This window comes from Halobacillus sp. H74, from assembly GCF_052246715.1.
Lineage (GTDB): Bacteria > Bacillota > Bacilli > Bacillales > Halobacillaceae > Halobacillus > Halobacillus litoralis_A.
On the sequence record NZ_JBQQCI010000002.1, the window covers coordinates 272352 to 295865 of the forward strand.

The 23514-nt window shown below is 41.6% G+C and carries 22 protein-coding genes; 2 read left to right on the plus strand and 20 right to left on the minus strand.

All coding sequences use genetic code 11. The annotated features are described in order from the left end of the window. Positions 1 to 165 precede the first annotated feature (165 nt). The 4 genes from ACTWPX_RS04580 to ACTWPX_RS04595 form a co-directional block, all read right to left on the minus strand. Complete coding sequence (locus ACTWPX_RS04580; protein WP_128522625.1) at positions 166 to 1785, minus strand: ABC-F family ATP-binding cassette domain-containing protein; 1620 nt, start codon at positions 1783 to 1785, stop codon at positions 166 to 168. A 312-nt stretch (positions 1786 to 2097) separates the two neighbouring features. Further along, positions 2098 to 2310 (minus strand): cold-shock protein, encoded by a 213-nt coding sequence (locus tag ACTWPX_RS04585; protein WP_128522624.1) that lies wholly within the window; start codon positions 2308 to 2310, stop codon positions 2098 to 2100. 75 nt (positions 2311 to 2385) lie between these two features. After that, the gene (locus ACTWPX_RS04590) at positions 2386 to 2586 is read right to left on the minus strand and encodes a cold-shock protein (protein WP_008640023.1); all 201 of its coding nucleotides are present in this window, start codon (positions 2584 to 2586) and stop codon (positions 2386 to 2388) included. A 250-nt stretch (positions 2587 to 2836) separates the two neighbouring features. After that, positions 2837 to 3340, minus strand: a complete 504-nt coding sequence (locus ACTWPX_RS04595; RefSeq protein WP_443118689.1) for a superoxide dismutase family protein — start codon at positions 3338 to 3340, stop codon at positions 2837 to 2839. A 126-nt stretch (positions 3341 to 3466) separates the two neighbouring features. On the opposite strand from ACTWPX_RS04595, the gene ACTWPX_RS04600 reads away from it, so the two are divergent. Further along, positions 3467 to 4183, plus strand: coding sequence for a SurA N-terminal domain-containing protein (locus ACTWPX_RS04600; RefSeq protein WP_443118690.1), 717 nt, complete (start codon positions 3467 to 3469; stop codon positions 4181 to 4183). A 202-nt stretch (positions 4184 to 4385) separates the two neighbouring features. Here ACTWPX_RS04600 and ACTWPX_RS04605 read toward each other — a convergent pair whose 3' ends face one another. From ACTWPX_RS04605 to ACTWPX_RS04620, 4 genes are all read right to left on the minus strand, one after another. Then, a complete protein-coding gene (locus ACTWPX_RS04605; RefSeq protein ID WP_443118691.1) occupies positions 4386 to 7973 on the minus strand; it encodes a dynamin family protein in 3588 nt (1195 codons plus the stop codon). Positions 7974 to 8132: 159 nt separating this feature from the next. Further along, the gene (locus ACTWPX_RS04610; protein ID WP_443118692.1) at positions 8133 to 8945 is read right to left on the minus strand and encodes an alpha/beta hydrolase; all 813 of its coding nucleotides are present in this window, start codon (positions 8943 to 8945) and stop codon (positions 8133 to 8135) included. Continuing rightward, complete coding sequence (locus tag ACTWPX_RS04615; protein ID WP_443118693.1) at positions 8942 to 9817, minus strand: gamma-glutamylcyclotransferase; 876 nt, start codon at positions 9815 to 9817, stop codon at positions 8942 to 8944. The genes ACTWPX_RS04610 and ACTWPX_RS04615 overlap by 4 nt, the downstream gene beginning before the upstream one ends. Positions 9818 to 9822: 5 nt before the next feature. Further along, positions 9823 to 10794: a P1 family peptidase gene (locus tag ACTWPX_RS04620; protein WP_443118694.1), complete on the minus strand. Its 972-nt coding sequence runs from the start codon at positions 10792 to 10794 to the stop codon at positions 9823 to 9825. Positions 10795 to 10876: 82 nt separating this feature from the next. On the opposite strand from ACTWPX_RS04620, the gene ACTWPX_RS04625 reads away from it, so the two are divergent. Next, positions 10877 to 11152 carry an acylphosphatase gene (locus ACTWPX_RS04625; RefSeq protein ID WP_281975513.1) on the plus strand — a complete coding sequence of 92 codons (276 nt, stop codon included), beginning with the start codon at positions 10877 to 10879 and terminating at the stop codon, positions 11150 to 11152. A 33-nt stretch (positions 11153 to 11185) separates the two neighbouring features. Here the strand turns inward: ACTWPX_RS04625 and ACTWPX_RS04630 are convergent, their stop codons facing one another. From ACTWPX_RS04630 to ACTWPX_RS04685, 12 genes are all read right to left on the minus strand, one after another. Continuing rightward, positions 11186 to 11926, minus strand: coding sequence for an SDR family oxidoreductase (locus ACTWPX_RS04630; RefSeq protein WP_443118695.1), 741 nt, complete (start codon positions 11924 to 11926; stop codon positions 11186 to 11188). Between the two features lie 147 nt (positions 11927 to 12073). Next, on the minus strand, positions 12074 to 12313 hold the full coding sequence (locus ACTWPX_RS04635; RefSeq protein WP_128522617.1) for an indolepyruvate ferredoxin oxidoreductase subunit alpha: 240 nt from the start codon (positions 12311 to 12313) through the stop codon (positions 12074 to 12076). A gap of 180 nt (positions 12314 to 12493) precedes the next feature. Then, positions 12494 to 13042: a histidine phosphatase family protein gene (locus ACTWPX_RS04640; protein WP_128522616.1), complete on the minus strand. Its 549-nt coding sequence runs from the start codon at positions 13040 to 13042 to the stop codon at positions 12494 to 12496. Between the two features lie 71 nt (positions 13043 to 13113). Next, entirely contained in the window at positions 13114 to 14721 is a 1608-nt protein-coding gene (locus ACTWPX_RS04645; protein ID WP_443118696.1) for an amidohydrolase family protein, read from the minus strand. A 132-nt stretch (positions 14722 to 14853) separates the two neighbouring features. Further along, positions 14854 to 15069, minus strand: coding sequence for a DUF6501 family protein (locus tag ACTWPX_RS04650; RefSeq protein WP_443118697.1), 216 nt, complete (start codon positions 15067 to 15069; stop codon positions 14854 to 14856). A gap of 76 nt (positions 15070 to 15145) precedes the next feature. Further along, positions 15146 to 15751 (minus strand): alpha/beta hydrolase, encoded by a 606-nt coding sequence (locus ACTWPX_RS04655; protein ID WP_443118993.1) that lies wholly within the window; start codon positions 15749 to 15751, stop codon positions 15146 to 15148. Positions 15752 to 15859: 108 nt separating this feature from the next. Further along, positions 15860 to 16900, minus strand: a complete 1041-nt coding sequence (locus tag ACTWPX_RS04660) for an AbrB family transcriptional regulator (RefSeq protein ID WP_443118698.1) — start codon at positions 16898 to 16900, stop codon at positions 15860 to 15862. A gap of 278 nt (positions 16901 to 17178) precedes the next feature. Further along, positions 17179 to 17757, minus strand: coding sequence for a TetR/AcrR family transcriptional regulator (locus ACTWPX_RS04665; RefSeq protein ID WP_443118699.1), 579 nt, complete (start codon positions 17755 to 17757; stop codon positions 17179 to 17181). Positions 17758 to 17828: 71 nt separating this feature from the next. Next, positions 17829 to 18791, minus strand: coding sequence for a peptide-methionine (R)-S-oxide reductase MsrB (msrB, locus tag ACTWPX_RS04670; RefSeq protein WP_443118700.1), 963 nt, complete (start codon positions 18789 to 18791; stop codon positions 17829 to 17831). 95 nt (positions 18792 to 18886) lie between these two features. After that, positions 18887 to 19402 (minus strand): VrrA/YqfQ family protein, encoded by a 516-nt coding sequence (gene vrrA, locus ACTWPX_RS04675; protein WP_443118701.1) that lies wholly within the window; start codon positions 19400 to 19402, stop codon positions 18887 to 18889. A gap of 47 nt (positions 19403 to 19449) precedes the next feature. Next, positions 19450 to 20151, minus strand: a complete 702-nt coding sequence (locus tag ACTWPX_RS04680; RefSeq protein ID WP_443118994.1) for a uracil-DNA glycosylase — start codon at positions 20149 to 20151, stop codon at positions 19450 to 19452. A gap of 246 nt (positions 20152 to 20397) precedes the next feature. Further along, on the minus strand, positions 20398 to 23514 hold the full coding sequence (locus ACTWPX_RS04685; RefSeq protein ID WP_443118702.1) for an AAA family ATPase: 3117 nt from the start codon (positions 23512 to 23514) through the stop codon (positions 20398 to 20400).

Genomic DNA, 23514 nt, shown 5'->3' on the forward strand with positions numbered 1-23514 from the left:
TCTGGGCTGATAATCAGTCAAAAATGCTCTGAATCTATCTTCATTCGCCAAAATCTTACATACAAAATAATGTCTTTTCTTATATATTCTTACCACCTGCGTAAGAATAAAAACATAAATAATCGAAAAAAAGCGCCTGTCGACGGTGACAGACGCTTTAATCATTTATGCATATTTTGCAGTTAACTGCTTTTGGACTTCTGGATCGTTCAAAAATTCATCATAACTCATTTCTTTATCAACAATACCATTCGGAGTGATTTCAATAATCCTGTTAGCGATGGTTTGGATGAATTCATGGTCATGGGAAGCAAAAATGACAGATCCTTTGAAATTGATCAATCCTTTGTTCAAGGAAGTGATGGACTCTAAATCCAGGTGGTTGGTCGGCTCATCTAAAAGAAGCACATTCGCTCCTGAAAGCATCATTTTAGAAAGCATACAACGGACTTTCTCTCCCCCGGAGAGAACATTCGCTTTCTTCAATGCTTCCTCACCAGAGAACAGCATACGGCCTAAGAAGCTGCGAAGGAACGTCTCTGTCTGGTCTTCCGGTGAATATTGACGAAGCCATTCTACAAGGCTGAGGTTGGATCCTTCAAAGAATGCTGAGTTATCTTTAGGGAAATAACTTTGAGAAGTAGTCACTCCCCACTTATACGTGCCTTCATCAGGTTCGATTTCACCCATCAAGATTTGGAACAGTGCAGTCTTAGCCGTCTCATTTGCTCCGACAAGAGCTACTTTATCATCCTTGTTCAGAGTGAAACTGATGTTATCAAGCACTTTTACTCCACCAATCGTTTTAGACAAGTTTTCAACCGTCAACAGGTCATTTCCGATTTCACGATCTGCATTGAATGAAATATACGGATATTTCCTTGATGAAGGTTGAATATCATCGAGCGTAATCTTATCAAGCAATTTTTTACGTGATGTCGCTTGTTTGGATTTAGAGGCATTCGCACTGAAACGCGCAATGAATTCTTTCAAGTCATTGATTTTCTCTTCTTTTTTCTTATTTTGCTCTTGCGCCATCTTCATAGCTAACTGACTGGATTCATACCAGAAGTCATAGTTACCGACATAAATCTGGATTTTACCGAAATCCAAGTCTGCAATATGAGTACAGACATTATTCAGGAAGTGACGGTCATGGGAGACGACTATGACTGTGTTTTCAAAATCGATGAGGAAATCTTCCAGCCATTGGATCGCTTTAATATCCAGGTGGTTGGTCGGCTCATCGAGAAGCAGAACATCAGGGTTACCGAATAAAGCTTGAGCTAGTAACACTTTAACTTTATCTGAACCCGCCAGCTCGCTCATCTGTTTATCATGCAGGTTTTCGCCGATTCCCAATCCTTTCAAGAGACGGGCTGCATCAGATTCAGCTTCCCAGCCATTCATCTCCGCAAATTCCCCTTCTAATTCAGCAGCACGCATACCGTCTTCTTCAGAGAATTCACCTTTCATATAAATAGCGTCTTTCTCTTTCATGACATCATAGAGACGGGTGTGCCCCATGATTACGGTTTCCAACACTTGGTATTCATCATATTCAAAGTGGTTCTGCTTAAGCACGGCAAGGCGCTGGTCATTCTTCAGGGAAACGTCGCCGGTCTGAGCTTCGATTTCTCCGCTTAACACCTTAAGAAATGTAGATTTACCGGCACCATTCGCTCCAATCAATCCATAGCAATTCCCTGGTGTGAATTTTATATTGACATCTTCGAAAAGCTTTTGATCTCCAAAACGAAGACTTACATTATTTACAGTTAACATTAGCTAGTCCTCCAGTTCGTACGTTTGTATAACAGTAAGATTATATCATTCCTTCGCTCTAGATGACAGTCGCACCTTACGTTTTGAAGGAACCTTCTTGCAAGTAACAGTATATACTCTGCCATCCATCCTTTAACAAGGACGGCCTTCTGCATATGAAATGATATCATCTTCACGGTTTGATTAACAGGTGTTTGGATGAGAATATACGACCTCATCATCTGTCCGGATTCTTTGCAGGTTTTCGATTTATCAAGGTGCATTCCTCTTACCAAAAGAAAAAGCGATTGCAGTGGGAGCAATCGCTTTTTCTCATGATTGAGATTTATAGTATAGACTGTTGTTTTCTACTACCTGAAGGACTTTGTTCTCTTCCTCCATCGGATTGCCGCACATCGGACATTTTTTCTCGTTATTCGTTCTGAAGTTATCTCTCATCCAACAATTACAATCTTCGGATGAACACACCCAGATCTTTGTATCTTCTTCTTTGATTTCAGCCTGATTCTTTTTACCGAAAGCCATTGGTGTAGCCTCCCTTAGACTTGAAATGATATAAAAGAGACTGACCTTCTAAAGCCAGCCTCTTTTTATTTTTAATTATATTTTAGTTACGTTTGCAGCTTGTGGTCCGCGATTTCCTTCAGTAACTTCAAACTCTACTGCTTGACCTTCTTCAAGAGATTTGAAGCCTTCTTCGTTGATTGCGCTGAAGTGTACGAATACATCGTCTTCCCCTTCAACCTCGATAAAACCGAAACCTTTTTCCGCGTTAAACCACTTCACTGTACCTGTTTTCATAGGAATGGATCCTCCAATATTTCTAAAATTAATATGCGTTTTGCTTTAATGAAAAAATCACATATTATAAAAAGTACCAATAATGATTGATCACTCTTTATAATAGGTGATTGGAAGCTGTAACTTCTTTATATTGGTAATTGCTATCTATTTATAACTATACTATGACTCACCGGCGAAGTCAAGTACAGCATACGAATGATTCTACACTATAAGTATATACGAAGAAGTAGTCATTTATTCCATTTTTTCACGATTTTTCAATGAGACCGCAAGCAATCCTTTTTCCTGAATCTCCACTCGGCTGTGACTGGTAATCATCTGGTCCGTCATGGATAATCACTGTTTTACCGATTATGTCTTTCACTTGAAAGCGATCCGTGAAAAATATCATCCTCGCTCTTCCATGGTTTGAGAAAAGTACAGGAAAGTCCCCTGCATGATTTCCGTGTGGCTGTCCATCCGGATTCCAGTGCCCTCCTGCTGAACTGAAAGGATCTTTCCCATCACCGATATCGCAAACTCCTTTTTCATGGATGTGAAAACCGTGAGGCCCTACTTGTTTCCCGTTTTTCGCTTTTTGAAATGCTGGTAACCCCTCCACCTGAACAAACACTTCCACTCCATAAGGCATCTGATAAAATTGCATCGCACCCTTCAATTCAGGTGCAAGAGGACTGCTCAAAAAGCTGACTTGAGCTGTTTCAGATGCATAGGTTTGCCGATAAGGCCCTTGCTGAGCATATGGATTCACATTAACCCTCCCCCTTTCCGTTTATGTCTATGTGTAAGGCTTGACCTTCATTCCAGAATTTGTTTACAACTTATGACCGATGTGCTACACTCCGTTTAAAACTTAATACAAAAGGAGAAAACAGCTATGAAAAAAACGTTTTTGATTGTGCTGATCGGTTTTCTCGTGACCATCGGTTTAGCTGCATGCTCGAATTCTGATGATGAATCCGCTGAAGGTAATAATGAAGAAACCGAACAAGAAAATAGCGGACAATCGGATGAAACAGCAAATGAAGAGGAAGCAACTGGGCCAGTAGCTGTTGTAAACGGTGAAGAGCTATCCCGAGAGGAGTTCAACCAGCAGTTGGACATCATGAAGCAACAGTACGAACAGTATGGCATGGATATTGAGGGTCAAGAGGACCAAATCAAACAATCGGTCGTCGATCAAATGATTGGCGCAGAACTTCTCAGTCAAAAAGCTGAAGAAGCAGATATTGAGATTTCCAGTGAAGAAGTCGATCAAAGATATGAAGAAATGACCGGTCAATTCGAGAATGAAGAACAGTTGCAAGCCGCCCTGGATGAAAATAACACTACAGAAGAAGAACTGAAAGAGCAGGTCAAACTTCAGATGAAAGTTGATGAATATATCGCTGGGGAAACAGAAGAAACTGAAGTGGCAGAAGAAGAACTGCAGACCCAATACGATACCTTAAAAGAACAGCAAGAGGATGTAGGATCATTTGAAGAAGTGAAACCTACACTTGAGCAGCAATTGAAAACGCAAAAAGAACATGAACAAGTCACAAAGCTTGTTGAAAAACTACGCGAAGAAGCCGAAGTCGAAGTCAAAATATAAGATTCACCAAATAAGAGCCCTGATAAAGGGTTCTTTTTATTTTTCATATGACTGCCTGTGAGATCTTTTGCTCTCAAAAGAAAATCCACCACTATGTTCACTCTAATTCTTCAGCAAAAAAAGTCCCCAGTCTAAGGAGGAGGAAGAAATCCTTAGACTGGGGTTTTTTTCGCTTAACTCATTTTATGAAGAAAAGAATCGTTTAGAACAGTTGCTGATAAATTTTTTCCAATGACGAAGGGTCTATCGGGTGTTCCATATTGTGCAGCAAATTATTGAAAACAACTCCGACTTGTTTCTCCCATTCTGCAGCAGAAAATTGATAAGTTTGTTCCCACTGATTAATATAATGAGAGCTCAATATTACGGATAACTGTTGCAGCTCCTGGGAAAGTACTGGTGAAGCAGACGCACTCAAGTGGTCCTTTACTATTTCCTTTTCATTCTTCTCAAAGAATGACTTTGTATTTCTAAATCCCTTTAACGCAAGGTCCTTTTGTTTCTTGTCGATGGTGACTTCCCCTTCAATAGTTGGCAGTGGCAGAGAAGGTTTTTCTTCTTGATTCAGCTTCAATGCTGGTCGGATTGTTCGAAGATCTTCTTCCAATCTCCTCCGTGATTGATCAAGGACCTCCTCGATGGTACGTTCCAATCTTACACAAACAGCTTTTGTTTCCTGGACCATTTCAAAGTTTATTTCAACAAGTAATTGCTCAAGAGCTCCTTTGAATTGATCTTTGACATCCTGCTCTTTCCCATTGATTGTAGCCGGATTGAAATGTCGTTTGAAAAAGTCGGTAAAGTTCAACATCATTCGTTCATGCACATAATACATCTGTTTTTCCGCTTTATCCTGAATCGTATCGATCGCACCGGCGTCATACCGATTCTCAAAAAGGTTTAGAGCTGATTCTTTTTCTTCCATCAACTCTTCTTTCTGATGCTGCCGTTCTTTTTCATCAAGCCTGCTTGTATGAATGAAATGGGCAATCATTTCTTTTACTTGTGATAAATCGGTTTCGATCGACTGAATAAGCATCTGAGCCAGTTCCTCTTCCAAAAATTCATGGAATGTATCTTCAAAGGAGGTGATTCCTGAATTAAGCTCGATGTTAGATCGCTTTTCTTGTAATGCATGTAAGCTTGAAACCGAGAACAAACGTGGCTGGCGAATTTGAAATTCACTAAGCTCATCCTTGATATAATTTTCGACCTGGTGAAGCTCATCTTCTGATGAAGCTAAGTCTGCTGCATTTACGATGAAAAACATCTTATCCATTGCGAAACTGTCTTTTACTCTTCCTAATTGCTTTAAGAACTTTTGATCAGCATGGGAAAAAGGATGATTGTAATAAGTCACAAATAAAACTGCATCGGAATCTTTGATATATTCAAAACTGACATCGGTGTGTCTGGCATTAACAGAATCCGCTCCCGGTGTATCGACAAGGGTGATTCCGGCTTGTGTCCACGTGCAATCATAATACAATTCCATCTCTTCGATGAAGCAGGATTTGTGTTCTTCAGCTACATAAGAGGCAAAGTCCTCCCAGGGTACTGTAAGACTTTCTCCCAAGGAAGAGCGCATTGTTTCATATCCCTTTATAAAGGCCCGCAGAAAGGTATGTTGCTTCTGGTCCAGGTGATTCCAGTCTTTCTCGGGAAGCTGCCCGGCCTCTTCGAAAACCTCATGTAAGCTGTCGGATTCAATCTGGAGATTACTTAAAATCGGTTCCAGGTCATCAAGCAGTTGATGCTCGCTTTTAATTTGAGCTTCAATGGTTTTGTCCGGTTGTTTCTCAGTTGGTGGTGAAATTTTATTAATCGTCGCAGTGGTCGGATTCGGTGATACAGGCAATACCTGATCTCCCAGAAGTGCATTTGCAAACGAGGATTTCCCTGCACTGAATGCACCGAACAAAGCAATCGTATAATGCCTGTTCTCTAACCGTTGTTGTTTCTGCACCAATTGATGGTACAGACCCTCCAGACCTTCAATGGAACGGATTGATTTTAAAGTTGTTCGGACTCTGTCTAGTGTTGTTTGCACAGAGTGGGCAGCATTCATTCGTTCTTTTACAACGGATTCCTCTCTCTTTTTCTCTTCGCTTTGTAAGGTTGGGACATCTTCAATGGACTTGGTTACGACTTGCTCATTTCTCTGTCTTAAATCTTCCATCGCTTGCTCAGAGGGTGAAGAAGCACCCTCGGAATAAAATCGATCCTTTAATTCTTTCTTGTAGGTTCGAAGTTCTTTTTCTATTTTCACCAGTTCTTCTTCAATGCCTTCTTTTTCTTCCAGCATTTGAAGATGGAGATGATGATCAGCTTGCAACTTCTGTTGCTGCTGTTTAATTTCGGTTAAGAAATCCGCTTGCCATGAACGGATAAATTGCCGCATGGCCTGTTGGATATCTTTAGCTACTTGATCTGTGTACCGGAGGATGTAAGGTCCTGTCACTTCCGCTCCCGATTCGACAAGTTTATGCAGGCGTTCTTTCGGATAGTTGAAATCAACGGCATGTACCTTTGCCAATAACTCTGTATCGGCAACGGAATATTGATCCATCGTTTTGAGCATCCGATCTCTTAATGGCCACTTCAAATTCTGCTCGATAGAACCTTGCAGCGCCTCATAGAATGCATCTTCCCTAGCTTGTCGTTCCTCTTCTGTTTTTTTCCGGGAAAAAATGATCCCGATTTTAAAATTAGGTCTGAGAGACTCCAAATACCTTTCTGCAGATTCTCTCAACCCACTTGGCATAAGATAGGCATTTGAAATGAAAGAGTATACTTGCGCTTCAAAAGCCTCCTCTGCTTCCTGATCAAGTTGCTGGTTCCTGAGAAGTTTATACTCATCTATAGGACTTTCAGCTAATTGTTGTGAAATGGATTCTTTTCTGTCTATCAAAGCTTCCTGTTGACTTTGAAACTCTTCTTCGAACTGACGGACACTTTCGTCAATGATCACTTCCGCTTCCATTTCCGCCTGTGCTGCTATCGTTTCAGGAGCGCGTTTAAACAAGTCCTCGAAGTCATCTTTCAGACGGAAGTATTCATTCTGTTCATGGGAGAAATCTCTCATTGACGTGAAATAAATCGCGCTTGGAACAATTCTCCACTGCTCCAAAGCCATTTCGACACTTTCTTTATATTGATCGAATGAGAGCTCATCTTCAACATGTTTATCAACCTGATTAATGATGATTGAAAAAGGTATTCTCCGCTTTTGCATTTCTGATAGAAACATCAAATTCACTTCAGATTGAACATGGTTATAGTCCATGACATAAAAGATATAATCCATGAGATGCAGCGAAGATTCCGTAATTAATCGGTCCGCGTCATTTGTCGAGTCAACGCCCGGGGTATCTATGACTGATACGTGGGGGGGAAGTTTTCCCTGGGGGCGGCTGATTTCTAATCCTGTAACGACTTCACCGTCTTTGCATAAAGATTTAATGGTTTCGATGTCTGTCTCGCCTTCGTACTTGACAGGCAGTCCATTTTGGAAGTTCGCTACCGTATAGGGTGAGCCTGTTTTTAAACGGACGATATTCGCACTGGTAGGAATAGGGCTGGATGGAAGCAGATCATCCGCTAGCAAGGTATTGATCACCGTTGATTTACCTGCAGAAAAATGGCCGGCAAAACCTATCCTCATATCTTGATTCGCCACTTTATCTATTAAATCCAATATTTTATTTTGATTGACCTCATCATTTTTTTCTTTTAAAGCACCATATAAGTTCTGAAATTTATCTAAATTGGTTTGTGTCATCGAAGGCATCAGTAATCTCCTTTTTCATCCTTAGTCCCTATCATTTTACTCTGAAGCTGCCTTTTGACTCAAGTATGACATTCATTAATAGCCAGAGCTGATTGATCGAACATCATTTACTGGTTGCTATGTCTTTGGGGAGGACCGTTCAACCACTCCCGAATTATTTTAATAAATCGCTTCATGCAGGTCTGGATGATGCAGAATATGGTTATGATCCGTCCCCTTAATAAACTGCACTTCATGGCCCCATTTTTCCTTCACCCAGTCCCTCAATTGTTCATGCTGGATGACTTCATCTTTCTCCCCCACATAGATAGAGATGCGGTTTTCTATCGCCTCGAATATAGTAGAAGGGATGTGTTCCAGAAACCTTGATACTAGAAGACGGAAGCTCAAATGTAACCGGCGGCTATGGTGGAATTCGTCCGGTATTTCTGCGACCGTATGCTGGTTGAATCGATGAATGTTCATCTTGTGCAGAACCATCAGAAAAAATACTTTTTTATCATAGACTGTATAGTCCACATCGGTTCTAGGTTCAGGCTGTTCTGTCGCATCATCGTGGTACACAGGCAAACGGGGATGGAAGAAAGGCGCAACAAATATGTACTCATCTGCAAGGAGTGGATTCTTCTTGATGAGGCGTAAGATGTTGGCACAACCCATGGAATGACCGATTAAAGTGATCTTTTCATATCCTTTTGCTTCGATAAAATGTATGAAATCGAACAAGTCATCATCAAATTGTCCGATGTAGCCGATATCTCCTCGGTTTTGAACATAACCTCGCAAAATCGGCAAGAATACATCAGCATTCCGCTTGCATGAAGATGCGAACTCCTTTTGATGGTCTAATTCTGCAGTAATTCCGTGAACGATAATGATCGCTTCATTGGCAGAGCTTCGGTGGGTAAAATTTACATACTGTTGTGTGGAGAAGTCTCTGGCTGTGAATTTCGACCACATCGTCTGTATCATTTTTTTCTACTCCTTTTTTGTAGATAGTCATAAAAGTCCCTGACAGGGAGATCGTTTAAAAAACGCTGTTCAATTCCTGTCATATAGTGAGGAGATAAGTATTTGGAACCTCCCCGATGGATCTCTGAAGCATAGTGTAAAGGTGGGGTAAGATCATCTTTTTTGTCTAATACAGTAAATGACAAGGCTTGAACCAATGTATCATCATTTAATATCAAATCGACGACTGTAGGACGGTATCCTCCCGTGTTGACTCCTTCACGCTGATACAAGTATTCTAAGGCATTTTCAGATATTTCATACACTACCCCCTCGACTGAATGACCTGTATCTTCAATGATATCTGCACGACCCCCGTCTGAGAGGTGGTGGGAAAATCCTAAACGGTAATGCTCCAATTCTCCCTTACCCTTCAACTCAGTAAAAAGATGGTCTACTTTATGTTCAGTGAAACGGACGTGATCCATACATGATCCGTAAGCGAAGTAATAAATAAAAGGATCGGCTGTCATTTGATGAACTTTCCAATCATTAAAGGGCACATGCGTTCCTCCGGTGGCATGCGGCCAATAATAGACAAATGCTTCAACATCTCCCTTTTCTGTTCCCACCAGGGCCGACTCTCTTTTAAATAGAGCTTCTTTTGAAGTATGCCCTTCTAAAAAATCCAAGTGTTCCAAGCTGTTCTCGTTTATTTCATACAATTCACCATAAGTGACAGCCGTATCATCTTTTATGAGTAGCGGGTAGTAGCTGGATCCGGTATAAAGACTTCCCGCTGTCCAGGCTTGTTCGGCATATAAAACTGCCTCATTTAATAAATCATGGTTTTTCTGATGTTTGCATAAGGACCCATAAACAAAAACGTACAATTTTTTCACCTCTTTTTAAGAATATCTGAAGCAGAAACTAAATCATTCTGTGATGCAGCGGACTTCACAGCATTTATGACCGCTTTTTCAACGACTTTATTTGCCAGAGCACTCAAGGCATTCAAATCACACTCCACCTCACCTGTTGCTAAAGTGAAAAGTGTGTCCCCATCAATAAATGTATGAGAAGGCCGGATCGTCCTCGCCAGCCCATCATGAGCAATGGAGGAAAGTTTATTCGCTTCAGATTTATGTAGCTTTGCGTTCGTCAATACTGCTCCAATAGTGGTGTTTTCACGGAATCGGTTAGTCTGTGATTGATCGATTCGATCTATGATTTGCTTTTCTGTATTTAAGAAGCGTCCAGCATTTTGCAGACCGGCTATGACTTCACCGGTATTCGGATCTACGACATCACCGAAACAATTGACAGCCACTACTGCTCCCACTTTGAGCTCCCCTACTGAATATGCGTAACTTCCTATTCCGCCCTTCATACTGTGTTTCCGGCCAAGAGCTTTTCCTACCGCCGCCCCCGCACCTGCACCGTAATTCCCAGGTTTGAAACCAGGAATCTTCCAGGCAATTTCAGAAGCGCGATACCCCATTTCCTTGTCGGGGCGTATGTTCGCGCGTCCTTCAATTAAATCAAAAAGGATGGCCCCGGGAACAATCGGTACTCTTGTGACTCGGACATCAAAACCGACGTCGTTTTCTTCCAGGAACTTCATCACACCAGAGCCAACATCCAAACCGAAAGCACTGCCACCTGCTAAAAAGATCCCATGAACTTCCTGGACAAGGTTTTCAGACTGCAGCAGGTCCGTTTCTCTCGTTCCCGGTGCTCCACCACGGACATCCACCCCTGCAACGGCACCATTTTCACAAAGAATGACCGTACATCCTGTATGGCCCTCCGGATCTTCTTTTTGACCAATGGAAAACCCATTTATATCGTTTATATGTATCGATTTCATGAACAGAAACTCCTTTTTTTATGTTTGTAAGATCTGCTTACAGGGGAATCATGAAATTGTATGAGAGAGGAGGTACTTGACGATGGAAAGAAAACAAATAACAGTCCATGGCCGCGTTCAAGGCGTCGGCTTCCGGGCAGCGACAAAGCAAGTAGCAGATCAAATCGGGATTTATGGGCTTGTGAAAAACCAGCCCGATGGTACCGTATTGATAGAAGCAGAAGGGCCGACTGATCAGCTCAGTAGGTTCATAAAGGAAATTGAAGATGGACCGACACCCTTCAGTAAAGTAGAAAACATGGATGTTCAAGAAAAAGATCAACTGGATAACCATAAAAAATTCAAAGTTGTCCAATAAAGATGACCGCAGTTTACTGCGGTCATCCATTTTTTATTTTTGATGCATCGGCCGCACAATCACTTCATTCACATTAACATAAGATGGCTGGGTGACAGCATAAGCGACGGCTCTAGCGATATCATCAGCTTCAAGCGGATCCATACTTCTGTCTTTGAACATGTCAATGACATCGCCATCTGTAATATGTTCAGTAAGTTCTGTATCGACCGCTCCTGGAGAAATGTTAGTCACACGGACTCCAGACCTGGATAATTCTTTTTCCATTCCCATCGATAGTGCTTTCACTGCATATTTGGTCGCACTATATACGGTGCTGGAAGGGAAAACTTCATGGCCGGCAACAGATGAAACGTTGACGATGTGGCCCGCTTCCTGTTCGAGCATCGCAGGCAGACATGCATGTATACCGAACAAGACCCCTTTGATATTAACATCAACCATTTGTTCCCATTCATCAACATGATCATTTTTCAAAAAGGATAAGAGCATAACGCCCGCATTGTTCACTAAAATGTCTACTCGCCCATAAGCGGACTTCGTTTCTTCTATAAGATTTTCTACATCTTCCCTTTTGGTGACATCTGTTTCCACGACTTTAGCTTCTACACCATGTTGTTCTGCGATCTCCTCAGCAAGATCTTTCAACTTCTCCGCTCTTCTTGCTGCCAAAACAACATTCATGCCTTCATTCGCCAGCTGATGAGCAATGGCTTTTCCAATTCCGCTGCTAGCCCCTGTAATAATGGCTGATTGATTATTTAAGCTTGTCATAGATACTCCTCCCTTATTATAGTCCTCTTTGTATCTACCCTGAATAGAGGGGTTCCTATACATTCAGTCGTTGTCTATGCGGAAAGTTCCATAAGTACATATACGAAAAAACCGCCCCATGTGTAGGACGGTTTTCTAATATGTTCATTACTGTTCTTCAAAGAACTTCCGGTTCATTTCGATGTATGGCGTTTCTTTTTCTGGTACCTCATCTTCGATATAAATCGCTTCAACCGGACAAACAGCTTCACATGCACCACAATCTATGCAAATCGCAGGATCGATATAAAACATATCTTTCCCTTCTTCGATACAATCTACTGGACACACATCGACACATTCCCCGGATTTCTCCTCTTTACATGGGGATGTAATAACAAATGCCATCGATCTTCTCCTCCTTCATGTTGGATTCGAGTGCTTATACAACTACCATTCACCTTTATCGGCAAAGATAAACACCACAATATATAATAACGATTTTATAGAAAAATCGCAATTCCTTCAATGGTTCGACTATTTTTGCACGGGAGTTGAAAGAAAAGGGGAGACTGAAGATTTCCCACTTCAGTCTTCCCAAATTCTTTCAACTATATATTCTCCACCCTGTTTTTGGATTAAATAAACATCCGGGCGAGAGAGGCGTTTCCAATCGTAAAAACCGATTTCCCGATTATACTTTTGCAAAAGTAAGGCAAGTAAATTTCCATGCGTGACGAGGAGGACATTCCCACAGTCCTGACTCTCTAGTTCATCTATGAGAGTCACAACTCTTTTCTTAGCTTCCTGTGAAGATTCTCCACCAGTCAATTTCAGATCAGGATCTTGAAAGGTGTCGTGGAGGACTTCTTCCCAATCATCAATGGGTTCATGACTCAGCACCCGTTCTTCCAGCCGTTCGTCTTTCTCAATGTCGATCCCTTTATTTCTGGCGAAAGGTTTGATCGTTTCTACGGCCCTTAAATAAGGACTTGAGATAATCCGGTTGACTTCATAGCTAGCTTGATCCAAGAAATTAGCCAGCGTTTGAGCTTGCCTGATTCCTAGTTTCGTCAAGGGTGAATCTTCATGCTGTCCTTCAGTTTCACTGTGGCGTACTAAAATTAGTTTGTCCATACGGACCCATCCTCCCCTTTCCATCACCTTATATCCATTATGGCTGATGGAAGGAGTGTTGACAAGGAAAGCTAAGAAATATCGTCATTTTTATACACTCGTTTTCCTCTATGCCATGTTTCAAGCACCTCGATTTGAGCCAAGTCGGCCGGATCGACTTCCTGAGGGTGCCTGTCCAATAATATGAAATCTGCCTGATAACCAGATTCTATCATTCCCTTGTTCCCTTCCCTGTATTCCAGTGCTGCAGGGGTTTTTGTAAATCCTATAAAGGCCTCATCTACCGTTAGTTTTTCCTGAGGCATCCATCCTCCTTCAGGTTTCCCTTTAAGATCTGTCCGGTTAACGGCAGCAAATATCGTTACCCACGGGTTTAATGCACCTATCGGCAAGTCTGAACTCAGGGTCAGGGGAATATGGTCTTTTTGTAAACTGCGAAAAGGATCACAGTAAGGGAGAAGTTCATCTGGTGACCAGTTTTGTTTCTTATCCCATTCTTCTAATAAAAATGAAGGCTGTGTTTCAATATAAGGTTTCAATCTTCTTAAGCGGTCAATTAAATCTGGTGCAAGGGTTTGGGCATGGATGATTCTGTGACGCAGTTTCCCGGTAGTTGCCGACGGCTGCTCCAACGCTGTCACTGCTTGCTCTACAGCCTTATCCCCGATCGCATGCATGGCTACTTGCATTCCGTTCTCACCTGCTGTACGAACTATGTCATTTAACTGGTCTTGCGTATAGATCAACAATCCTGCTTTTGATGGCTCCACTGGATAAGGGTTCCTCATCGCAGCAGTATATAAGCGCTGGGTACCGTCTAAGAATATTTTCACTGCTCCAACCTTCACTTGTTTTGTTCCTTCACCTGACCTCTTCTGGTTATTGTTCAAGTATTCTCTTAAATCGTTTATGTTAAAGATATAATGGTGAAGATGAACATCAAAAGGCAGTTCCCCTTCCTTTTCCAATTCTGTATAGGCATTCCACAGCCTGTCATAGGAACCGATGAAATTGATGTCATCCGTATGGAACGAAGTGACTCCATGTTCACTTAGTTTAGGGGCTGCTTTTCTTAATGCTTCTTTCGCATCTTCTGTGGAGCGCCCCCAGAAATGGCGTTTGATGTAATGGACAGCTGTATCTTTGAAACGTCCGTTCCACTGGCCGTCCGCGTTTTTTTCTTTGAATTCCTCCGGCTCTTTCTTGAAATCTTCTTCCTTTTTCAATAACTCTATCGCTTTTTCACTTATCACACATTCATGGCCATCTTGATGCATGAAATACATATAGGCATTTACTTGGATTTCATTTAGGTCATCAGCGGTCAGAAGGTGGTCGATATCTTCAAACAGGTCGTCATTGAACCCTTTTCCATAAACCCAATCATATTGCTCTAATTCACTATAATGATTTTCTATCAGTAATTTCATTTCTTTCCAGCTGGTAACTTCTGTCAAATCAAGTTCTTTTTTCAACAGGCCATACCGCAAAAAATGCATATGACTATCATTAAATGATGAACATAGCACTTTACCATCCCCGTTGATAGTTTCCTCTTTCCCTTCATAAGGAGAGGAATGGATCGTCTTTATTTGCTCACCTTCGATCTCTACGGCATACTTCTGATTTTGATTAAATGACCGATAAGGTTGAAATATCCTTACATTTTCCAATATCATGACAGTTCCGTCCTTTCGGTAATACATTCATATTTCATTAACCGCCTTTTACCAATGGTAAACATGCCCCATTGAACTTGTCCTATTCCAGCACTAGAGAATCAAAAAGAGCTGACGGGGGGAAATTCCCTATCAGCTCTCTGCGTGTATTTCTTTAAAGTAATTTTTATAAAAACCACCCATACGTCCGGTGTTGTCAATGATAAAGTAAAACTCTTCACTTTCATTTTTAACATCGTATACTTTACCAGGTGTCAAAACATTGTTGACCACGAACTTCTCTGCATCATTGTGGACACATTCAATCTGTTTTATTGTTTCATTCTCTTCCCAAGTTTTATGGATCATCCAAAAACCCTCCTAGTTTCCTGAGTGTGTTCTTATCATACAACGAAAGAAAGCTGGACTCAATATGAGAGGAGCGTTAAAAATTATCCTTGTACCATCCTGCAGCTGCCTTCACCTCATTTTCTGTAAGGCGGTGTCCCATTTGTTCCCACTGTTCGGTGACTTCTGCTCCTGCTTCAGAAAGCAGTTTTTTCAAATCGACTGTTTCTTGAGCTGAACAGATCGGGTCGTTTTCTCCAGCTCCGATGAATACAGGAAGCCCATTTAATCCAGGGATGTCTATGCCTCTCCGTGGCACCATCGGATGGAATAGGACAGCTCCCCGCAAACTGTTTTCATAATGGAACAGTAAACTGCCTGCGATATTCGCTCCATTTGAATATCCGACAGCAATCACGTTTGAGCGATCAAACTTGTATTTTTTTGCAGCTTCCGATATGAATGTGTTTAATTCTTTAGTGCGTTCAATCAAATCTTCTTCATCAAAGACCCCTTCACGTAGACGTTTGAAGAATCGAGGCATACCATTTTCAGATACGTTCCCACGGACGGATAAAACAGAAGCATCAGGGTCGATCATTTCCGCAATGGGTAACAGATCTTGTTCTGTCCCTCCTGTTCCATGGAGAAGAAGAAGCACCTTCTCACTATTTCCACTGCCCTTTTGAAAAATGTGTTTCATAAGCATAATAAATGAACCTCCTACATACTTGTTTACATAATAATATTCAAGTAACTTCACTAGATTGTTCAGCTTTATTTTATCTTTAATTCGAGATAGTGTCAAAGATCAGCCACTTAGATAAGTCTTGTATTTTTGAAATATAATTGGGAGAACAAGAATGATGGTCAGTAACCGTATCGTTTGTAATGAACTGACAATCGCTGGCTGACCTCCTGTTTGTTCTGCTGTGATTGCCATCTCTACTAAACCCCCCGGGGCTAACGACAACACCGCTGTAATGATGTCCATCCCGGTCCAGGCTGCCAGTAAAAAAGATAAACCGATGCCGAGGACAATCATAAAGATAGCCAAAGTTAAAAAATAAAGACACGTTTTCCCTGCTTTTATGATGTCACCTAAAGAAATCGTGTGCCCTAGAAAAGTTCCAATCAGTAACTGAGCCAAAACGAATAGGAAATCTGGTAACTGAAAAAAAGTAAGGCCCACCGTCTGTAAGAAACCGATCAGCAGCATCGGGACGATGACTAAAGAAGCAGGAATACGATGCTGCCATTTCCAGCCCAGGGCAAAAGCGAATAAATAGATGAGAATAGTCCATATGGAACCGTCATTTACCGCCAGAGTATGCGGTTCAACAGCTGCACTAGAAGATTCACTTAACATATGCGTGACAAAGAAAGGTAAAATGAATAGCACGCTCAAAAGTCTCAATGTATGAAAAATCGTGATGAGCGCACTATTTCCATTTAATGATTCACTTACGGCGATCATTGCAGATAGACCCCCTGGGGAACTACCCACAAGACTCGTTGTTTTGTCTATTGACGTCATTTTTGATATGTACAACCCGATCATCAAACTTACAACAATCATAAAAAGCGAGAGTATCGTATAAGGTACCAGATAGGGAACAATGTATGTAAAGGTGTGAGAAGAAAAAGTAAGCCCGATTTGGATACCAAGCAGTGTAAATGCAAGGTCCCTGGCCCCTGGCAGCACCTTCGATTCAGCTTTCCCAAAAAATTTCATAAAAATAATGGTAGTGACAGGCCCTAAAATCCAGGGAATAGGCACGTGTAATAAGGAAAAAAGCCAACCGCCCAACCAAGCAATCGAATAGGTGAGATACATGGAGCGACTCTTCAACAACTTCCCTCCTTTCAAAAAATCAGTGCCTAATACTATAATGAAATGTCATTATGGACTAGTGGTTTTAGGGAGACGACGCGATATAGAAGAAATATAATCATATACAGGTGCGGTGATGACCGCAAGCGGAACGACTAAAATCGAGAAGATCTCCACTCAGACCAATCCAGAGAGTTATCTGGAAGATGAAGAGTCCTGGCCTTATGGATTACTGACCGAATTGCGCAACCCCTTCCAATTGGAGAAAAGCCGCTTCCTTTTATAAGGATAGCGGCTTAATCTTTCCTATTCAAAATTCCATGTTCAATCATATTAAACAATTGAGTGGCCATAACCTGGACACCCATTTTTTGACGATTTGGAAATAGAATCGAATGGAAAATCAAGTCACCAATCAGTCCTTCATCCGCTTCTGTTTCCCATATCTTCTGCTCTTTCGCTTCCCGGATCCATATCATCATCTCTTCATAAGTAATCATCAGATCCTCATGCAGTTCTGTTTTGTAAAACATCGCTAAATTTTTATCACTGGATTGCAGTTCACGTATCATTTGATCGATATGATGAATTTGTGCATGTTCCAATAAAACAAGGAGGAGTTGATATAATTTATCATTCGGTGGATCATCCGCTGGGATGTCCTTTATTTTTCGACCCATTTCGTCCATCATAGCCTTCATATATGCAAGGATGAGTTGATCTTTATTGTCATAATATTCATAGAGAGTACTTCGACTTACATCTAACATCACGGCCAGCTTCTTGAAGTGAACGCCTTTGATCCCTTCCTCACGTAAAACTTCACCTGTGACCGTCATGATTTCTTCTTTCGACAATATCCGTTTTCTACCCAAAGCTGTTCCTCCTCATCCCTCTTCTATTATAGCATGAGAGGAGCTGCCTATCTATTTTCTAAATCTGTGTTTCATTCAAACATATAGGTCAGATAACCATACCCTTTCTGCTCCATTTCACCTTTTGGAATAAATTCGAGAGCGGCCGAGTTGATACAGTATCGAAGACCACCTTGCTCCCTCGGCCCATCCTCGAATAAATGACCTAAATGAGAATCCGCACTGTCACTCCTTACCTCTGTCCGGAACATACCATGAGAGGTATCAACTTCTTCCTTCACCTGTTGTTTTTCAATCGGTTTTGTGAAGCTCGGCCAGCCACATCCAGCATCATACTTGTCTTTAGAACTGAATAGCGGCTCTTTGGAAACAATATCTACGTAAATACCTTCTTCCTCATGATCATGATAGTGGTTTTGAAAAGGACGTTCTGTCGCATTCTCCTGAGTAACTTTATATTGTACATCAGACAGACGTTTTTTAAGCTCTTCCTGGTTTTTTGGATAGCTCCAGCGATCTTTGATGAAATCTGCTCGTCCGGATCCTTTCTTATACCGTTTATAATGAAAAGCGTTCTTTTTATAATAGTCTTGATGTTTGTCCTCTGCTGGGTAAAAAGTTTCTGCTGGTAAGACTTCAGTGACAATCGGTTTTTTGAAGATTCCGGAATTCTCTACTTGTTTTTTGCTTTCTTCAGCTATCTCTCTCTGTTGTTCGCTATGGTAATAGATTGCTGTTGTATAGGACTTCCCTCGATCAGCAAACTGTCCACTGGCATCCGTAGGATCGATTTGCTTCCAAAAAAGGTCCACAAGCCGTTCATATGGAAAGATTGAAGGGTCGTATGTGATCTGAACCGCTTCCCGGTGTCCAGTGGTTTCAGTAATGACTTGTCTATAAGTCGGGTTCTCTGTATGTCCGCCTGTATAACCAGATACGATCGACTCAATGCCGGGCCTTTCATCGAAGGGCTCGACCATACACCAAAAACACCCGCCTGCGAATGTTGCCGTTTCTAATTGTTGTTGATTCATATTAAAACCTCCTCAAACGTAGGTTCTTCCTTTTATTATAGTACATGTTCCTATTCTTGCTAATTCACAAAAAAAAATCAAGCTACATGCACAGCCTAAATGTATAACCTGGGCTGTGATGCACCTTGACTTCTATTTTTCGATTGTCGGGAACTGGCTATACTGCTTGATTCCCTATCCCCAGAAATAGACTCTAGCTCTTCATCGGCTGAAGTCTCCTCTTCATCCGGTTCATTCATGATTTTCATCATATTGATCATTGCTGGAATATTCTTAAGCATTGGACCATATTGCTGCATCATTGGTGCAGCTGACTGCATTGCTTTCAATGCAGTTTGCATATGACCAAGCCATCCGACACCTCCAGCTTTAGCTGCATTACCTGCTGCGCCCAAAACATTCGTGCCTAAACCTGAACCCCCTCCGAAGAAACCCGGAGTTCCAAGACCAGCGTTCCCCCACATCCCTGGAGCCCCAAAACCGCTGAGTCCCCCTCCTCCTGCATTCATGAATGGAGCGATGGACCTCATCATATTTTGAGGAGCTGCTGCTTGTTGAAAACCAGGAAATTGACCCATGGGAGGGTATGGTGGTTGACCTGTCGGAAACATAAAAACCCCTCCGAAACATTAGAATACTGTAGCATATGCCTGATTTTTCAACTGGTATGGGCGCTTCCCTCATCAGGTTTTGTGGGCAACCGCCAATCCACTGGCTTTTCACCGTTGTCCATTAAAAATTGATTGGCTTTTGAAAAAGGACGGCTCCCGAAGAACCCTTTATGAGCAGCAAAAGGACTCGGATGTGAGGAAGTAAGGACCAAATGTTTACTTGTGTCTATCGAAGCCCCTTTTTTTTGCGCTTGTTTTCCCCATAGGAGGAAAACCACCGGTCGCTCCCTTCGGTTCAAAGTTTCTATGACAGCATCCGTGAATTTCTCCCACCCGATTCCTTTATGAGAATGCGCCTGGTGTGCTCTTACCGTCAACACATTATTAAGTAACAATACTCCCTGTTTGGCCCAATGAAGCAAATGGCCATGCTCAGGAGTCGGAAGGTCCAGATCATCTTCCAGTTCTTTATAAATATTCCTAAGAGAAGGTGGTATCTTCACCCCGGGCTGTACCGAGAAACTGAAGCCGTGCGCCTGTCCCTTTCCATGGTACGGGTCCTGCCCGATAATGACCACCTTCGTCTCACTGAAAGAGGTAGCCTGAAGCGCGGCGAAAATTTCATACATATTCGGATAGACGGTTTCATTCTGATATTCTTCTTTAAGTTTTTCTCGTAACCGAAGGTAATAAGGCTTATCAAATTCTTCTTTCACGTGGAAATCCCAGTCATTATTTAATATCTTAATCGTGCACACCTTCCTTCAAAAAGACTGATTATATTTCCTATTTATTCGTGTTGATATTTCCCGGGCAAGCGCAGGATATGACAGGCCTCCATTCAAAGCGACGTCAGTAAATGACAGATAATAGCGAGAGTCCTCGATAGTTGTGAAAAGTCGCTTAGCTTTTTGCGAATGATAGGCGCTTAATATTGATCTCCGAGTATAACTGGGGAATATTGCTTCAAATCCCCCTGACTTTTAAACGGAAATTCACTGAAATACAAATGCGACCGTTGAACCTTTCGGGCCGGAATCAATCTGCAATTTCGCCGGTATTTCTTCTTTCAATTGAGGCACATGGGAAATGATGCCCAGCATCCTGTTCCCATCCTGCAAACTGCGGAGACAACCGATGGCTTGCTCCAACGATAGTTCATCCAACGTTCCAAATCCCTCATCGATGAATAATGTATCAAGCTGGACCCCGCCAGCATGGGATTGGACAACATCAGCCATACCTAAAGCAAGACTGAGAGAAGCTTTGAATCCCTCCCCGCCTGAGAGTGTTCTTACCGAGCGCTGTTGACCTGTATGGTGATCAATCACTTCCAGATCGAGTCCGCTTTGTGCTCCTCTTTTTGCAACAGCATCACTCCGTATAAGCTGGTAGCGGTGGTCAGTCATTTGATCTAAACGCAGATTAGCCTGTACCAATATTTCATCCAGAAATGAAGCTAGGACATAGCGTTCCAATGATAGACGAAGATGATTATCCCCACTGGCGAGCTGTGACAATTCTGCAATATCATAATACCGTGCTGCCAATTCACCCTGGTCTTCCACAAGAGTAGCTAAGCTATCTTGGATGGTGTGGTTTTGTCGCAAGGAAATATTCATTTCATTCAATTTTTCCTGTTGGGCGGTCAAGGTCTCATAAATGTCATTCCATTCTTGTTCAATCTCTTTAATATCAGGTTTTGATTGATGCTCCAGTTTCCTGTCAAGTTCTCTCAATCGTGCAGCAACAAGGTCAATCCGCTTTTGGTAGACTTCTATTTTACTAGTTAAATCCTCTAATTCTTCTGTGGATTTAAGTGCTTTATGATATGATTCTACGGACGTAAAGGAAAATTGAACAAGCGTTTGATCAAATTCCTCTTCTCTTTGAGCCAGTGTCGTTTCAGCTTCTTGCAAATACTTGTCTCCCTCATTCACCATTGTCTGCATTTGATGAAATTCATCGCGTTTGTTTGTATATGATTTTTGAATTTCTTCCCAATCTTTCAATGCCTTTCGATATGCCTTCTCTTTATTTTTCACTTCGTCAGTGAGGACCTGTGCATCCGTGGAGGAGAATGGATATTTTTCCTTCATCGTTTTATGATCGGATTCCAGTGAAGTCAATTCCTGCTGTTTCTCATAAAATTCGTTGCGGACCTTTTCAATGTTAACTTGGAGTTGTTGTTCCTTCTCCTCCAGATCATCCAATTGCTTAACTGCAGAGGAAATATCATTCGCTTTTTTCTCAAGCTCCTGACTGACTTTTTCCAACTCATTCATCTCTTTTTGACATTGCTTCATGGCTGTTGAGATTGCTTCATCATTCAAGTCTTCCACATGCTCTGCCAAATCTCTATACACTTTCTCGGTAATTCGCCTTTGGCTCTCTCCATCAGACCTCACTTTCACCGCATTGTCCTGAGCCTTTTGATACTCACGATCCGCCTTTTCGAACGTATGCTTTAAGTTCTCCAGCGCCTCCTCATCAATGATATTAGAAGGTCTTTCCGCATGAAAAGGATGTTCTTTTGATCCACAGACAGGGCAGTGATCACCTGGCTCCAACTGCAAGGATAATGTGTATGCGTGATGTTTTCTGATTTCTTCTAAGGCAACTTCGTAAGTTTTTTTTGAATCTTCCTGTTTCTTTTTAATCCGTTGGAATTGCTTCATGAATGTTTGATAATTCACGCGCATTTTTTTCAACTTTGCCCACTCTTCATCTAATTGACCAAGGCTCTGCATTCTGGTTTGAAGTCTTTGACGTTCTTCTTTTTTCTCAAATTGAGCTTGAGCTACCGTTCGCTCTTCTGCAGTCTTTGATCTCAGTTCTTTTTTCCTCTTCACGAGCTGTGCCTGCTCCGCCTGAAGTGATTCTGAATGCTTTTTCTTCTCTTCCATAACTTTTTCAGCATGGTTAAGCTTATCTGCCAATTGAAGAAATTCATCCAGCTTGTTTTTTTCTTCAACTTTCTTATCCCATTCTACTTTTAACTGCTGCCGCTCTTCCTCTTTTTCCATTTCTGCTCTATATTTGTTTTCAAGCTCTTCGAAATCAGCTTTTACTTGAACTAATCTTTCCTCTTTTTCTTTCTGTTTCTTCTTCCACTGATTGAACTCCTGTTTACGCTCTTCGTATTGTTTTTCATATGGGAAAACTTCTGCAGCGTTGTTCGCTAAGGAAACATCATGCTTTAATCGATCGATATGCTTTCTGTTTTCATCGAGCTCAGATTTCTCTTTAAGTAATGCATCCCTTTCCTCAAAAAGTTCAGCGGTTTGCTTCATTTCATAAAGCTGTTTTTGTAACTTGTCTGATTTTCGTCTTAAATGATCTAAGTGTTCCTTTTCTTCTGAAACCAGCTTTTCTTGAGAGTCGATCCGTTGTTTAAGGCGTTCCCTTATTTTAGAGAGGTCTTCATTTTCTACTGCATGGTCACTGTCCATTCCCCATTGGATTTTGTTGATCTCCTGCTCTATTTTCCATTCGAATTGCTGAATTTCTTTTTCCAATTCTTTAGAATGTTTTTTGAAATAGTCCGTGAGTTGAGAGAAAAACTCCGTTTTAAATATTCTTTGTAGTATTTCTTCCCGCTCTTTACTATTTTCAGAGATGAGTTTCCGGAATTCCCCTTGTGGGATCATAATCATTTTTCTGAACTGTTCGTAATCAAGTCCCATGATCTCTTCAATATGCTCATTCACTTCTTTTATTTTAGAAGCAATCAGCTTTTCTGAATTCTCATGTGTCATATATAATTCTGCACGTGCCGGTTCTTCTTTCCAGCCCTCTCCCCGTTCTTTCTTCTTCTGTTGTTTAGGCATACGGACTACACGATACATTTTGCCGCGTAATTCGAATTGAAAATCTACATATGTAGGTTCGTCTGGAGGGGCAAAATGACTTCGCATAGTATCCTGATCACGATCACTTCCGCTTGCACGACCATATAACGCGAAACACATCGCGTCGAAGATCGTAGTTTTACCTGCTCCAGTCGGACCTGTAATCAGAAATATCGTTTCCTCGCCTAAAAAGGTGAAATCTACGGTCTGTTTATCCCGGTATGGGCCGAATGCGCCCATGGTTATAGATAGAGCTTTCAC

Excerpts from the sequence above, each read along its gene's own strand:
- ACTWPX_RS04600 (WP_443118690.1), top strand. The coding sequence starts at position 3,467 with ATGAAAAAAACGTTTTTGATTGTGCTGATCGGTTTTCTCGTGACCATC.
- ACTWPX_RS04645 (WP_443118696.1), bottom strand. The coding sequence starts at position 14,721 with ATGATATTGGAAAATGTAAGGATATTTCAACCTTATCGGTCATTTAAT.
- msrB (WP_443118700.1), bottom strand. The coding sequence starts at position 18,791 with ATGAATCAACAACAATTAGAAACGGCAACATTCGCAGGCGGGTGTTTT.
- ACTWPX_RS04635 (WP_128522617.1), bottom strand. The coding sequence starts at position 12,313 with ATGGCATTTGTTATTACATCCCCATGTAAAGAGGAGAAATCCGGGGAA.
- ACTWPX_RS04585 (WP_128522624.1), bottom strand. The coding sequence starts at position 2,310 with ATGGCTTTCGGTAAAAAGAATCAGGCTGAAATCAAAGAAGAAGATACA.
- ACTWPX_RS04580 (WP_128522625.1), bottom strand. The coding sequence starts at position 1,785 with ATGTTAACTGTAAATAATGTAAGTCTTCGTTTTGGAGATCAAAAGCTT.
- ACTWPX_RS04650 (WP_443118697.1), bottom strand. The coding sequence starts at position 15,069 with ATGATCCATAAAACTTGGGAAGAGAATGAAACAATAAAACAGATTGAA.
- ACTWPX_RS04625 (WP_281975513.1), top strand. The coding sequence starts at position 10,877 with ATGGAAAGAAAACAAATAACAGTCCATGGCCGCGTTCAAGGCGTCGGC.
- ACTWPX_RS04605 (WP_443118691.1), bottom strand. The coding sequence starts at position 7,973 with ATGCCTTCGATGACACAAACCAATTTAGATAAATTTCAGAACTTATAT.
- ACTWPX_RS04620 (WP_443118694.1), bottom strand. The coding sequence starts at position 10,794 with ATGAAATCGATACATATAAACGATATAAATGGGTTTTCCATTGGTCAA.
- vrrA (WP_443118701.1), bottom strand. The coding sequence starts at position 19,402 with ATGTTTCCGACAGGTCAACCACCATACCCTCCCATGGGTCAATTTCCT.
- ACTWPX_RS04655 (WP_443118993.1), bottom strand. The coding sequence starts at position 15,751 with ATGAAACACATTTTTCAAAAGGGCAGTGGAAATAGTGAGAAGGTGCTT.
- ACTWPX_RS04630 (WP_443118695.1), bottom strand. The coding sequence starts at position 11,926 with ATGACAAGCTTAAATAATCAATCAGCCATTATTACAGGGGCTAGCAGC.
- ACTWPX_RS04610 (WP_443118692.1), bottom strand. The coding sequence starts at position 8,945 with ATGATACAGACGATGTGGTCGAAATTCACAGCCAGAGACTTCTCCACA.
- ACTWPX_RS04640 (WP_128522616.1), bottom strand. The coding sequence starts at position 13,042 with ATGGACAAACTAATTTTAGTACGCCACAGTGAAACTGAAGGACAGCAT.
- ACTWPX_RS04590 (WP_008640023.1), bottom strand. The coding sequence starts at position 2,586 with ATGAAAACAGGTACAGTGAAGTGGTTTAACGCGGAAAAAGGTTTCGGT.